This window comes from Flavobacterium sp., from assembly GCF_046153165.1.
Lineage (GTDB): Bacteria > Bacteroidota > Bacteroidia > Flavobacteriales > Flavobacteriaceae > Flavobacterium.
In genome coordinates, this window is record NZ_JBJXEN010000091.1 from 1 (window position 1) to 14,148 (window position 14,148).

Sequence of the window (14,148 nt, forward strand, 5' to 3'; positions counted from 1 at the left end):
CTCAATCATGATTTGATTTTTCAACAAATCGTCAAAAGTTTCTCGTTCGCGAATAAGATGTGCTTTACCATCTTTCCATAATACTTCAGCGGGTTTGTAACGTGAATTATAATTTGAAGCCATCGAAAAACAATAAGCTCCAGCATTTCTAAAACTTAATATATCACCTTCTTTTATTTCCGAAATTCTTCTATTTGTAGCAAAAGTATCTGTCTCACAAATATATCCCACAACCGAATAAAAACGCTCTTTCCCTTTTGGATGGGAAATGTTTTCAATATAATGTTCTGAACCGTATAACATAGGACGAATTAAGTGATTAAAACCAGTGTCTATTCCTGCGAAAACTGTTGAGGTTGTTTGTTTTACAACATTAACTTTGGCTAAAAAATAACCAGATTCACTCACTAAAAATTTACCAGGTTCGAAAGTTAAGGTCAATGATCTACCATATTCTTTTTCGAAAGTATTAAATTTTTTAGACAATTTTCTTCCTAATTCTTCTACATCAGTTTCGATATCTCCTTTTTTGTAAGGCACTTTAAAACCGCTTCCAAAATCTATAAAATCTAATGTTTTAAATTGCTTAGCTGTTTCAAAGAGTATTTCCGAAGCATATAAAAACACTTCAATATCTAAAATATCTGAGCCAGTATGCATATGAATACCATTAATGTGCATTTTTGTGTTTTCTACAATTCGCAAAATATGTGGCAACTGATGTATAGAGATGCCAAATTTGCTATCGATATGTCCCACCGAAATATTCGAATTTCCTCCAGCCATTACATGAGGGTTTATGCGAATACAAACAGGTATTTGCGGATATTTTGTTCCAAATTGTTCTAAAATAGATAAATTATCAATATTAATTTGAACGCCTAATGCTGCTACAGCTTCAATTTCATCCATAGAAACACCGTTTGGTGTATAAATAATTTTGTCTGGAGTAAAACCTGCATATAATCCTAACTGTACTTCTTGAATTGAAACTGTATCAAGTCCGGAACCCATCTGTTTCAGTAGCTTTAAAACAGAAATGTTCGACAATGCCTTGACTGCATAATTAATGCGTAATTTTTCTACCTTAGAAAAAGCATTTGTTAAACGTTGATACTGTGATTGAATTTTTGCCGCATCATACACATAAAGTGGACTGCCAAATTCTTCTGCTACTGAAAGTAATTGTTGAGATTCCATTATTTTAAATTTTACACAAAATTATTGTAGAAAATTGAGGTAACCTAAAAATAATCAAACGATTTAATAAAAAGTAACTAATAATTATACAATTGTTTATTAAAAAAGTAATTGCAAAAGAGTAAAAAAAAAAATTATTTATAATATTGTTCATGTCTTGTTGAAAACCTTTAAATAAAAAACAAAATCAGATATAATATTAGCTTGGAATTTATTATTTTTGTGGCACTCAAAAAGTCAAAAACTTTATTATGAATATACACGAATATCAAGGAAAAGAAATTTTAGCAAGTTACGGTGTACGCATACAACGTGGTATTGTTGCAAATAATCCTGTAGAAGCTGTTGCTGCTGCAAAACAATTAACTGCCGAAACTGGTACAAGCTGGTATGTAGTTAAAGCTCAAGTTCACGCAGGTGGACGAGGAAAAGGTGGTGGAGTAAAGTTAGCCAAAAATTTACAACAAGTTGAAGAACTTGCGGAACAAATTATAGGTATGCAACTTATTACACCTCAAACATCTGCTGAGGGTAAAAAAGTACATAAAGTTTTAATTGCAGAAGATGTTTATTATCCTGGAGAAAGCGAAACTTCTGAGTTTTATATGTCAGTATTATTAAACAGAGCAACTGGTCGTAATATGATTGTTTATTCTACAGAAGGTGGAATGGATATTGAGGAAGTTGCTGAACATACACCACATTTAATTTTTAATGAAGAAATAGATCCAGCAGTTGGTTTACAAGCTTTTCAAGCAAGAAGAATTGCTTTTAACTTGGGGCTTTCTGGAAATGCATTTAAAGAAATGGTAAAATTTATCGACTCTTTATATAATGCTTACATTGGTTCTGATGCTTCAATGTTCGAAATTAATCCAGTGTTAAAAACTTCAGATAATAAAATAATGGCAGTTGATGCCAAAGTAAATATAGATGATAACGCACTATACCGTCAGCCAAAATATGCTGATATGCGTGATATTCGTGAAGAGAATCCTATCGAAGTTGAAGCTAAAGAAGTAGGCTTAAACTACGTAGATCTTGACGGAACAGTAGGTTGTATGGTAAATGGTGCAGGTCTTGCTATGGCAACTATGGATTTGATTAAATATGCAGGTTTCGAGCCAGCTAACTTTCTTGACGTAGGTGGAACTGCAGATGCTAAACGTGTTGAAACAGCTTTCCGTATTATCTTGAAAGATAAAAATGTAAAAGCAATTTTGATTAATATTTTTGGAGGAATCGTTCGTTGTGACCGTGTTGCTCAAGGTGTTGTAGATGCTTACAAAAATATGGGAGATGCTATAAAAGTTCCAATCATTGTTCGTTTGCAAGGTACAAATGCAGAAATCGCAAAAGAATTAATAGATAATTCAGGTATGCCAATTTTATCTGCTGTACAGTTTCAAGAAGCTGCAGACCAAGTTAAAGCTGCTTTGTCATAAATGAAAGAAAGATTTAGATAAAAAAAATCCCGAATGTAAATTCGGGATTTTTTTATGCTTATTTATTGCCATCTACAGGGCAAGTACTTTTTCCTAGTATTTTGTATAAGGGACAAAAATTTAAAAATGCTGTTACTAACAATATTATTGCTACAGCAGATAAAACCCAAGAAAATTTTCCTTTTACTACTTCAAAATAATCTAGCGAAGCTAAAATTATTGCTAATACAATTCGAATGATTTTGTCTGTTTGACCTACATTTTTAATCATAATTGGTTGGTTTAGAGGTTAATTATCTCAAATTTAATAAAAAAATAGAACTAATTCTAGATTATGCTTTTTTATTCTTACCATTATTAAACTTTACTTTCTCCACAACCTGAACTTTTGGTGCAGCCTTCTTATTATTTGAAGCAGGTTTTTTCTTAAAATCAGTTTTAGGTTTAAAATCAACTTTAACTTTTTCTGAAGTTCTTACAGGAATTTCAGCTTTGTGTTTTGCTAAAACATCATTCGGGTTTTTAGGGTTTTCCTTTGTTCCACGTAAGTGTATAACTAATCCGTTTAAGAAATTACGTAAAATTTGATCTCCACATTCTACATAGTTTTCATGTTTTTCGTCACGAAAAAAAGCACCAATTTCTGATTTTGTAATTCTAAAATCTACTAATTCTAAGATTTCTACTATTTGGTCATCACGCAACATTAGCGCCACACGTAATTTTTTGAAAATATCGTTGTTTGTCATGTTTATTTATTTATTTTTCAAAGATAATTATTTATATTGGACTAAATTCAAATGTAAAGACAAGAAAAGGAATATTTGGATTTGTTTATATTTGCATTACTTTTATAAAAAAATAAAATAAAACTAAAGATGACACGAATTGAGGTTCTGAATGCTATAATTAAGAAAAAAAATGTTGCAAATTATTTAGAAATAGGTGTAAATAGAGGTAAATGCCTTTTTAATATTGTAGGTCCTAAAAACAGGTTTGCTGTAGATCCTTTTTTTAATTTTAATTTATGGAAAAAGATAAAAGCAGGAATTAAAAATTCAGATAATTTTAAAAATCAATATTTTGAAGTTACGAGTGATGATTTTTTTGCTAAAAATCAAACATTATTATTAGAGAATAAATTAGATTTAACTTTTATAGATGGTCTCCATACTTACAAACAATCGTTACAAGATACTTTAAATACTTTAAAATACCTTGATCAAAATGGAATTATCGTTTTGCATGATTGTAATCCTCTTGACGAATTAGCAGCTTACCCAGCTAACTCTATCGATGATGCACGTAAAGATTTACAAAATCATAAAGATTGGAAAAACATATGGAATGGTGATGTATGGAAAACTATAGTTTATATTAGAAAAAACCATCCTGAATTATCCGCTTTTGTCTTAAATACAGATCACGGATTGGGATTTGTATATAAAAAACAACAAGAGAAATTGCCAGAAGTTTTTAATTCTATTACTACAATTGATGATTTAGATTATGCATTTTTTGATAAATATAGAAATGAATTAATAGATTTAAAACCAATATCTTATTTTCAAGAATTTTTAGCAACTATTTAGTTATGAACTCTCATAAAGAAAAAATAAGTTTATTGTCTGAAATGATTGCCTTTGCAGTTATTGATGGCGAATTACATGATCGGGAATATGATTTTTTGCTTCTAATTTCTGAAGAATTAGAAATTGATAAAGAAATATTTTTAGAGTTATTTAATAAAAGGAATGAGCATATAATTATTAAAGACGAGTTTAACCGAATTATTCATTTTTATCGATTAGCATTACTTATGCATTGTGATGGGGTTTTGCATAAAAGAGAAAAAATAGCTATTCATGAAATGGGAATTACTATGGGATTAAATCCTTTTGCCATGAATAGAATTCTAAAACTCATGGAAGAATCTCCAAGTCAAGTGCTTGCGCCAGAAAAAATAATCTGTGCATTTCAGGAGCAACATAATTAGAGTACAAGATATTTGTAAAAAAGTATTGAACATATTTCGAATTACAATGTATAATAGCCTTTCTAAGCATATTTATTATATTTACATTTTTAATAATTTGTTCATTAATAAAAATTAAATTCTTAAAAGTGAAAATTTCAGTAGCATTATGCACATATAACGGGCAACAATTTATTAAGGAACAAATAGACTCGATATTAAATCAGACCTTACCTGTTCATGAAATAATAATTTGTGATGATAGATCTAGTGATAATACTATTGAAATCTTAGAACAATATTCGATAAAAAAACCTGGAGTTTTTAAAATATTTATAAATGAAACTAACTTACGAAGTGTTAAAAACTTCGAGAAAGCAATAACATTATGCACTGGGGATATCATTTTTCTTTCGGATCAAGATGATATTTGGAGTCTAAATAAAGTAGAAGATTATATAAATTATTTTGATAAGAGCCCTAAAATAGACGTTTTAACATCTAATGGTTATTGTATAAACGAAAAATCTGAAGTAGAAGAGAAGTATGCTATTTGGGATGTACCTCAATTTTTAAGAGATAAGAACGTTGCGTTCAAATACTATAAATTAATCACCGAAATTGGGAATATTGCTACAGGAGCGTCTATGGCGTTTAGAAAAAAAATTCTTCCAGAAATCCTTCCTTTTCCAATAGTTAAAGATTTTCATCATGACGAATGGATTGCAATAATTTCGGCCAATAAAAATGCGTTTGAACTTCTAGACGAAAAATATTTTTATTATAGGATTCATAATAATCAGCAAGTAGGAGGTGTTTTTTATAAAAAAGAAGAAAATAGCAAAACAATGCTAACCGAAGTTTTTAATATTAATGAAGAAAATGCATCATTGTCTAGTTTTAAAAAAAGACTAAAAAAACTATCAATAGCTTATTATAGAAATCAAAATATTATTGAAAACAATACAGCATATAATGATTTGTTTAAAGAAAATAAGATTCAAATAGAATTGTTATTTGATAAAATAAATAAATTCATGTCAAAAAAGTATCCAGTTTCAACCTTCTTTTTGAAGATTACAGACAAAATATTCAATAAAAGGCAGTTAGATAAAAACAATAAACAATAAAAAATGAAACTAAGCATTTGCATGATTACTTATAATCATCAAGATTATATAAAACAAGCAATAGATAGTGTGCTTATGCAAAAAACTAATTTTGATTACGAATTAGTAATTGCTAATGATAATTCTCCCGATGAGACTAATGAGATAATTAATAATTATATAGATTCACATCCAGATGGTCATAAAATTAAGTACTTGCATAACAAAGTAAATATTGGGATGATGCCAAATTTTATTAATGCACTTAAAAATTGTTCAGGTAAATATATTGCACTTTGTGAGGGAGATGATTATTGGATAGATGAATTTAAATTACAAAAACAAGTAGATTTTTTAGAAAATAATTCAGATTATGTAATATGTTTTCATCATGCTGGGATTAATACAAATGGACTTGAGGTCGAGGATACAATAACTTTTAGTACAAAGCAAACCACCACAATTGATGATTTAGCAAAAGGAAATTTTATGCATACCTGTACTGTAGTTTATAAGAATAATTTATTTAATGAGTTTCCAGATTATTTTTATAAGTCACCTATTGGAGATTATTTTTTGCATATGTTAAATAGTTTATACGGTAAAATTTATTGTATAAATGAAAAAATGGCAGTGTATCGAGTACATGACACCTCTTATTGGTCTTCTAAAAAACAAGAAGAGCGCACCGCTATATGGATAAATTTCATACAAAATATGAAAAATAATTTTCCTAAGAGAATTCAGAAAAAACTGGAATATCAGATTGTAAAATTAGAATCGGATTCAGTAATTAAAGCCAAAAAGATAAGTATTACAAAAAAAATTAAATTAAAAATTAAAAATATATTTACAAGGAAAAAATAATAATGAATAAAAGAGGGTGGAAAAACAAACTAATTAATCGATTTAAATGTTATAAGAGAGGCAATCGCCAAGGAATTACAATTCTTGATGACATGATGCCTTCAGCATTATCTCCATGGAGAAGTTATGAGTATTCAGAGTTATGTAAGGCATTTCCTGATACTAGAATTCTAACAGATTGTACAACTTTTGTCAATTATTGTCAAGGTAAAAATTTTGATCAAAATTTAGAAGATCTAATATCATTTTACCCTAATTTAGATAAAAAGATAAAAAAATTAACATTTTCAAGTAATCTTAATAGTGAGATAACTTACATGATGTTTTATAACAATGTAAAAACTAATTTTGAAGTTATAAATAGAAATAAAAATCCATTTACTTTTACACTTTATCCTGGTGGTGGTTTTGGTTTTAATGACAAATTAGTAGATAAAAACTTGAAGCAATATTTTAGTTCAAATCTTTTTAGAGGTGTTATTGTAAATCAAAATGTCACAAAAAAATACCTTATTGACAAACAATTATGTGATCCAAGCCAAATAAATTTAATATCAGGAGTGCCATTAAACTTGTGTACAGAAGATATTATAAATTTCGAGTACAATAAAGATTTAAATAAAACTTCAATATTATTTTTTGCAAATAAATATACATCAGATGGTAGCGATAAAGGTTTTGACATATTTCAAAAAATTGTTTTAGCCTTAATAGATAAAAAAGAAGAATTTAATTTTATAGTTATAGGTGGTTTTTCAAAGATTGATTTGATAGATTCGCTTCTCGAAAAAGTCATTGTTTTTAAAGGAACTCTAAATGAATTTGAATTCGAATCAGTTCTAAAAGAGACACATATATTAGTTTCTCCCAATAAACCATTTATATTAAGTAAAAATGCATTCGATGGATTTCCTCTCGCAACTTGTGTAACAGCCTCACTTTATGGAAATGTAAATTTTATGACCGACTATTTTAATGAAAGCGAAAACTTAGATTTAAATCATAATCAAGATTTTATTAAAATTAATTGTGATGTAAATGAGATTGTGCATAAGATATTAGAATTACACAACAATAAGGAACTTCTTAAACAAATTGCAGAAAACGGTCGAAATAAAATGTTACATTTGTATAGCTTTGAAAAGCAAATAAAACCTAGAATAGACCATTTTAAAAAAATATTATTTTGATAACCGTTACTAAAACATTTTTGCCTCCACAAGAAGAATACAACCTAATCGTAAAAAGAGCTTGGGACAAAGAATGGCTTACAAATCGAGGAGAACTTACTTTAGAACTAGAATCTAAACTTAAAGAATATCTAGATTTAGATAATATTATTATTACAAATAACGGAACTATTCCTTTGCAAATTGCCCTAAAATTATTTGGAGAATGTAGAGAAATTATTACAACTCCTTTTTCTTATGTGGCTACGTCGGCGGCAATAATTTGGGAAAACTGTAAGCCAGTTTTTGTAGACATTCACCCTGAATATTTAACTATCGACGAGACTAGGATTGAAGAGGCAATAACTACAAAAACAACTGCAATATTAGCAACTCACGTTTTTGGAAATCCTTGCCATGTAGAAATGATAGAAAAAATAGCAAATAAACACAATCTAAAAGTTATATATGACGCTGCCCATTGTTTTGGGGTTAGATATAACGATAAATCGATATTTAATTATGGAGATGTAAGTACTTGTAGTTTTCATGCTACAAAACTTTTTCATACAGGAGAAGGTGGTGCTATGTTTTGCAATGACAAAGCTATTTATAATCAGTTATTTTATAGTCATAATTTTGGGCATAATGGTCCTTTAGACTTTTATGGGTTAGGGATAAATGCTAAAATATCTGAATTGCAATCCGCAATGGGATTAGCTGTTTTTCCTTATATTAACCATATTATTGAAGAGAGAAAAAAGGTTGTGAATTATTATCTTCAAAAATTAAATTTTCAAGTTTTAAAAACTATTAAAATAAGAGAAAATACAATTTGGAATTATAGTTACTTTCCAATTATTTTTGAAACAGAAGAACAATTACTAAATATTCAAGATAAATTAAGTCTCGAAAATATTATACCAAGACGTTACTTTTATCCTTCACTGAATAGAATTTCGTATATAAATGAAGTTGAAATGCCAATTTCAGAATCTATTGCATCAAGAATATTATGTTTGCCACTTTATGTTGGATTGTTAGAGGATGAACTATCACAAATAGTTGAAATTATAAATAAAAATTTATGATAATAATCGGAGCCAAAGGACATGCAAAAGAAATTTTCGATATTTTAAACCCCGAAAATTATAGTTCACTATTTTTTTTTGATAATGTAAGTAATGATATTAGTGATGACTTATATGGATTTCCAATTTTAAAAAATTTAGAATTAGTAGAAAAAAAATTAATAGATAATCCCGATTTTATTTTAGGTTTAGGTGGAGTAAAACATAGACATACATTGTATAACACTTTTGTTAATTTGAAAGGCAATCCAATTACTATAATTGCAGAAAATGCACAAATAAGCAAAAGTAGTAAATTAGGTAAAGGACTAAATATTATGTCATTTACTTCTGTTAATGCAGATGCTAGAATAGGAAACGGTACATTAATAAATTCATATTCTAGTGTTCATCATGATTGTATTATTGGTGAATTTGTTGAGATTTCACCTGGTGCAAGAGTTTTAGGAAACTGTACAATAGGAGATTTTACAACAATAGGAGCAAATGCAACCATTCTTCCTAAAGTTGTAATTGGTTCAAATGTAATTGTTGCTGCAGGTGCAGTAGTCACGAAAAATGTACCAAGTAATTGTATGGTAGCAGGAGTTCCTGCTATTATTAAAAAACAGTTACCTTCTTGACCTTAAATAAATAATAGATCTTTATAATATAAAAAAAGGAGGATGTCTAATTTAGATATCCTCCTTTTTTTATATTTGGGTAAGTTTTTAAATTCTAAAAATTCCACCAACAGTAACGGTTCTTTCTAGAAACCAAAAATGTTGACTTGCTTTATCGGCATTATCAAAAGTTGTTTTTATATCATTCATACTAATATATCCACCTTTTAATTCAGTTTGAATGAAGAAATACTTAAAAAAAGTGAAGTTTAAACCAGCTTTTGCCGAAAGGCCAAAACCAGAAATATGAAAATCGTCATGGCGTTCCTTACCTAATAACTTTGCGTTGGTTTTTGGATATAAAAGTCCAACACCAACACCTTCGGTAAAATTCACCTGAAATTTGTCAGTATTAGGTAATTTTATAAATTTCGAAATATCATCAACTCTAGAAAATTCAGTATTTACATAATTTAGACCATCAGTATGTTCGTAAGTCAAAAAATCTTCGGTTAGTAAAACTTGATTGTTTGGTAAACTTTCTCCATAACTCCCTTGATTAGGGTAGTATCCTGTATAATTTACTGCTTTGTCCTGAAACATTACATATTTCATGTGGTCTACACCAATCGAAATATTGTATTTATCGGTAATAAAATAACCCAATCTAAAATTAGTTTGAGGAATTGTCATTCTTCCTGGATTTATATAATCTATATGCCAACCTTTAGGTTTGTCTTCTGCACCAACATCATATAAAGTGAAATCATAATCTGCTCCTGTAAAATGTATGTCTGATTTAGAATAATTATCTCTATTTCCTCCCCAGAAAATATAAAATTTGCCTTTGTTGTGAGCGGTATATTTTTCTGGTACAATATCTTCAGTATTTTGAGAAAATCCAGTAAATGTTAACAGTAGAAAAAGAATGTAAGGTATTTTTTTCATTATAATTGTAAATTTTATTAGCTTAAAAATTATTTATTGTTTGTCTAATGGCAACTAATTTAGTCATTAACCCTTCAAAATAATCTAGATGAAGCATATTTGCTCCATCACTTTTTGCATTTGCTGGGTCAAAATGAGTTTCGATAAAAATCCCATCTACACCTACAGAAATTCCTGCTTTAGCAATAGTTTCGATCATATCAGGACGACCTCCAGTAACACCAGCTACTTGGTTAGGTTGTTGTAACGAATGTGTTACATCAAGAACGGTAGTAGCCATAGTTTGCATGGTAGGAATCCCACGGAAATCGACAATCATATCTTGGTAACCAAACATAGTTCCTCTATCGGTAACCATTACATTTTGATTGTTGCAATCTAATACTTTCTGAACGGCATGTTTCATGCTTTCAGGACTCATAAATTGTCCTTTTTTTAAGTTAACTGTTTTTCCAGTATTGGCAGCAGCAACAACTAAATCTGTTTGGCGTACTAAAAAAGCAGGTATTTGAAGTACATCCACGTAAGCAGCAGCCATAACAGCATCTTCATTAGTATGAATATCTGTAACAGTTGGCACACCAAATTCCTTGGCTACTTTTTCTAAAATTTTTAGTGCTTTTTCATCACCAATTCCTGAAAAGCTATCAATTCTTGAGCGATTTGCTTTTTTGAAAGAACCTTTAAAAACGTAAGGTATTTGTAATTTATCGGTGATTCCAACTAATTTTTCTGCAATTCTCATTGCCATTTCTTCACCTTCAATAGCGCATGGACCAGCTAATATGAAGAAGTTCCCACTATCTAAGTGTTTGATATTGGGGATATTTTTTAAATTCATGTGTTGTAATTTTTTGCAAATATACCAATTATTTCAATCGGTTAATTCTTGTTTAACTTTTACTAATTTATTAATGCATTGCATCGGCTGGATTAATTTTATTTTTCCCTTTTTTTATTAGAAAAATAATAGGAATACAGCATAAAAACATAATCCCGAGGTATAAGAAAATGTCCATATAAGACATTACTGTACTTTGTTTCATAACAGTAAAATCGATGACTTGATACGCTTTGTTTAACGCTTCGTTTGCGCTAAATCCCTTAGACATAAATCCTTTTTGCAAGATCTGAATGCGTTGTTGTACTTCTAATTTACTTCCGTCAAGATGAGAAACTAAATCTACTCTGTGTTTCTGACTAAATCGAGTAATAAACGTGGTGATAATTGCAATACCAAATGAACCTCCTAATTGTCTCATCATTCCAGTAAATGCTGCTCCTTCGCCAATATGTTTTCCTTTTAATGTTGATAATGATAAAGTCGTGATAGGAACGAATAATAATCCTAAACCAATTCCTCTCAATATTAATGGCCACCAAAAATGTTCTACTCCTGTATCTGGTGTCATAACGTTATGCATCCAAAAAGTAAAGAAAAAGAATACTAGAAAACCAACAGCAATCATATAACCTTGCGGAACGCCTTTTTGAATCATTCTTCCTACGAAAGGCATTAAAATCGCCGTTGTTATAGAACCCGGAATTAGTAATAATCCTGCATCTAATGCTGTCCAACCTAATATTGATTGTGTATAAATTGGAATAATTAATGTAGATCCGTATAATCCGAATCCGAGAATAAATCCCATTAGAATTCCAATTCGCAAATTTCCGTCTTTCAATACACTTAAGTTTACAATTGGGTGTTTATAAGTGAGTTCCCTCCAAATAAATAACAACAACCCGACTATAGTAGCAATACATAAAAATACAATAAGAGGACTGTCAAACCAATCATCTTGTTGACCGTGCTCCAATACAAATTGCAATGAACCAATGAATACTGTCAGAAAAAGAATTCCCCACCAATCTACTTGATTTGCTTTCAATTTCTCACCATATTTTGGACTTCTAACAAAAGTTAAGGTCAAAAAGGTAGCGATAATACCCAATGGAATATTGATGTAAAATATATAAGGCCATGAATGATGCTCTATCAAATAACCACCTAATGGCGGACCTAAAGTAGGGCCTACAATAACTCCCATTCCGTAAATAGCTTGTGCCATTCCACGTTTGGCCATTGGATAACTTTCGGTAATAATGGTTTGTGCAGTTACTAATAAAGCACCACCTCCAAGTCCTTGAATAAATCTAAAAGCAACCAGTTCCCATATATTGGAAGCATTTCCGCAAAGAAAAGAGGCTACCGTAAAAATAATGATGGATACTGCAAAATAATTTCGTCTTCCAAATTGTTGCGATAACCAACTTGTCATTGGGATTACAATAACATTTGCAATGGCGTATGCTGTAATTACCCAAGCGACGTCTGTAAGAGTTGCGCCTAAACTTCCACGCATGTTGGTTAGTGCTACGTTTACGATAGTGGTGTCTACTATTTCCAGCAAAGCACAAAGTACTGCTGTAATGGTAATTATAATTCTTCGAAAGCCGTATTCTACTAAATCGTCTTCTGCTATAGTTGTTGTCATAATTTAATTGATAATTGATAATTAACAATTGATAATTTGTGTAACGAGATGCCCTAGCCCTGATAGTAGTGGAAATCCTTTTTGAGGTTTTTACCGAAAAAAAGATTGCAACGGATAGCAGGAAATAGCTCCTAATAATTTTATTTTATGTGAACATCTACATCAACATTCATTCCTGGACGTAATAATTTTATTTTTGCAACATCATTAGTTGCATCAAGACTAATTTTTACAGGCAAACGTTGTATCGTTTTAACAAAATTTCCCGTAGCATTATCTGGAGGCAGAATAGAAAAACGAGCGCCAGTTGCTGGTGAAAAAGAAGTTATTGTTCCACTAAAATCTGTATCAGGAAAAGCATCTGCTTTTACAGTTACTTTTTGACCTTCAACCATTTTACTTAGTTGAGTTTCTTTAAAATTCGCAATTACCCAAACTTCCTGATTGTTAATGATATAAAATAATGATTGTCCTGGTTGAATAAATTGACCTGGTTGAATGGCTATTTTTGATACTTGTCCGTCAATTGAAGCGGTGATAACAGTATAATTTAAGTTTAGTTTTGCGGCATCTAAAACTGCTTGTGCGCGTTTTATATTTGCTGCAGATACTTCTGCTTGTTTTGATGATACGTTAGATTTTGATGAAGCCACAGTTTTTTGATAATTTGATGCGTTTTGTTGTTCTTGTAAAATTCGCAATTGACTTTGTGCTTCTAATTTTGTTGCTTCTGCTAGCTCAAATTGTTGTTTTGTGATGGAATGATTTTTGTACAAATTATTGTATCGTTCGTAATCATTAACTGCTCTGTTTAATCTGATTTTAGCCGTTTCGATATTTCCGCTTGCAGATTGAACATTGGCGTCAGATACTGATACATTTGCTTGCGCTGTTCCAATATCTGCTTTTGAAACCGCATAACCTTGTTCGGCACCAACTAAGGCTGCTTTTGCTTCTTCTACTTTAATGATATAATCTCTGTTATCTATAGTAAAAAGGGTATCTCCTTTTTTTACATATTGATTGTCTTTTACAAATACTTTAGTAATATAACCTGAAACCCTTGGAATTATAGGATTCATGTTTTTTTCAATTTGGGCATCATCAGTAGTTTCGTGAGCTAAGGAATGCATGTAATTATAAACTACGTAAGTTCCTCCTAAAAGTATTAGAACTGAGAAAATAAGTATAAATTTTTTATTTGTTTGTTTCTTTTCCATTATGATGAAATATTTAGTTTTTAG

15 protein-coding genes are annotated in these 14,148 nt (G+C 29.9%); 8 read left to right on the forward strand and 7 right to left on the reverse strand.

What is annotated here, in order from left to right; translation table 11 throughout:
- Positions 1–1,200 (reverse strand): diaminopimelate decarboxylase (lysA, locus tag ACKVOV_RS10440; RefSeq protein WP_409206698.1); only part of this gene is annotated, 1,200 nt, incomplete at its 3' end.
- A 251-nt stretch (positions 1,201–1,451) separates the two neighbouring features.
- Here lysA and sucC point away from each other — a divergent pair.
- Positions 1,452–2,645 carry an ADP-forming succinate--CoA ligase subunit beta gene (gene sucC, locus ACKVOV_RS10445; RefSeq protein WP_409206699.1) on the forward strand — a complete coding sequence of 398 codons (1,194 nt, stop codon included), beginning with the start codon at positions 1,452–1,454 and terminating at the stop codon, positions 2,643–2,645.
- Positions 2,646–2,703: 58 nt separating this feature from the next.
- Here the strand turns inward: sucC and ACKVOV_RS10450 are convergent, their stop codons facing one another.
- Both ACKVOV_RS10450 and ACKVOV_RS10455 read right to left on the reverse strand, forming a co-directional pair.
- A complete protein-coding gene (locus tag ACKVOV_RS10450) occupies positions 2,704–2,916 on the reverse strand; it encodes a DUF2892 domain-containing protein (protein ID WP_409206700.1) in 213 nt (70 codons plus the stop codon).
- A 61-nt stretch (positions 2,917–2,977) separates the two neighbouring features.
- Positions 2,978–3,394 (reverse strand): DUF1456 family protein, encoded by a 417-nt coding sequence (locus ACKVOV_RS10455; RefSeq protein WP_409206701.1) that lies wholly within the window; start codon positions 3,392–3,394, stop codon positions 2,978–2,980.
- A gap of 129 nt (positions 3,395–3,523) precedes the next feature.
- Between ACKVOV_RS10455 and ACKVOV_RS10460 the strand changes: the two genes are divergently transcribed.
- From ACKVOV_RS10460 to ACKVOV_RS10490, 7 genes are all read left to right on the forward strand, one after another.
- Positions 3,524–4,237: a class I SAM-dependent methyltransferase gene (locus tag ACKVOV_RS10460; protein WP_409206702.1), complete on the forward strand. Its 714-nt coding sequence runs from the start codon at positions 3,524–3,526 to the stop codon at positions 4,235–4,237.
- A 2-nt stretch (positions 4,238–4,239) separates the two neighbouring features.
- Positions 4,240–4,641, forward strand: coding sequence for an excinuclease ABC subunit B (locus ACKVOV_RS10465; RefSeq protein WP_409206703.1), 402 nt, complete (start codon positions 4,240–4,242; stop codon positions 4,639–4,641).
- A gap of 128 nt (positions 4,642–4,769) precedes the next feature.
- A complete protein-coding gene (locus tag ACKVOV_RS10470) occupies positions 4,770–5,750 on the forward strand; it encodes a glycosyltransferase (RefSeq protein WP_409206704.1) in 981 nt (326 codons plus the stop codon).
- 3 nt (positions 5,751–5,753) lie between these two features.
- Complete coding sequence (locus tag ACKVOV_RS10475; protein ID WP_409206705.1) at positions 5,754–6,596, forward strand: glycosyltransferase; 843 nt, start codon at positions 5,754–5,756, stop codon at positions 6,594–6,596.
- 2 nt (positions 6,597–6,598) lie between these two features.
- Positions 6,599–7,786 carry a hypothetical protein gene (locus ACKVOV_RS10480; RefSeq protein WP_409206706.1) on the forward strand — a complete coding sequence of 396 codons (1,188 nt, stop codon included), beginning with the start codon at positions 6,599–6,601 and terminating at the stop codon, positions 7,784–7,786.
- Positions 7,783–8,856 (forward strand): DegT/DnrJ/EryC1/StrS family aminotransferase, encoded by a 1,074-nt coding sequence (locus tag ACKVOV_RS10485; protein ID WP_409206707.1) that lies wholly within the window; start codon positions 7,783–7,785, stop codon positions 8,854–8,856. Before ACKVOV_RS10480 ends, ACKVOV_RS10485 begins: the two co-directional genes overlap by 4 nt.
- Positions 8,853–9,479 carry an acetyltransferase gene (locus tag ACKVOV_RS10490; protein WP_409206708.1) on the forward strand — a complete coding sequence of 209 codons (627 nt, stop codon included), beginning with the start codon at positions 8,853–8,855 and terminating at the stop codon, positions 9,477–9,479. The genes ACKVOV_RS10485 and ACKVOV_RS10490 overlap by 4 nt, the downstream gene beginning before the upstream one ends.
- A gap of 87 nt (positions 9,480–9,566) precedes the next feature.
- On the opposite strand, the gene ACKVOV_RS10495 is transcribed toward ACKVOV_RS10490, so the two are convergent.
- From ACKVOV_RS10495 to ACKVOV_RS10510, 4 genes are all read right to left on the reverse strand, one after another.
- Positions 9,567–10,406, reverse strand: coding sequence for a hypothetical protein (locus tag ACKVOV_RS10495; RefSeq protein WP_409206709.1), 840 nt, complete (start codon positions 10,404–10,406; stop codon positions 9,567–9,569).
- A 22-nt stretch (positions 10,407–10,428) separates the two neighbouring features.
- Entirely contained in the window at positions 10,429–11,247 is an 819-nt protein-coding gene (gene kdsA / locus ACKVOV_RS10500) for a 3-deoxy-8-phosphooctulonate synthase (protein ID WP_409206710.1), read from the reverse strand.
- Between the two features lie 70 nt (positions 11,248–11,317).
- Positions 11,318–12,904 carry an MDR family MFS transporter gene (locus ACKVOV_RS10505; RefSeq protein ID WP_409206711.1) on the reverse strand — a complete coding sequence of 529 codons (1,587 nt, stop codon included), beginning with the start codon at positions 12,902–12,904 and terminating at the stop codon, positions 11,318–11,320.
- A gap of 140 nt (positions 12,905–13,044) precedes the next feature.
- Entirely contained in the window at positions 13,045–14,124 is a 1,080-nt protein-coding gene (locus tag ACKVOV_RS10510) for an HlyD family secretion protein (protein ID WP_409206712.1), read from the reverse strand.
- Positions 14,125–14,148: the final 24 nt, after the last annotated feature.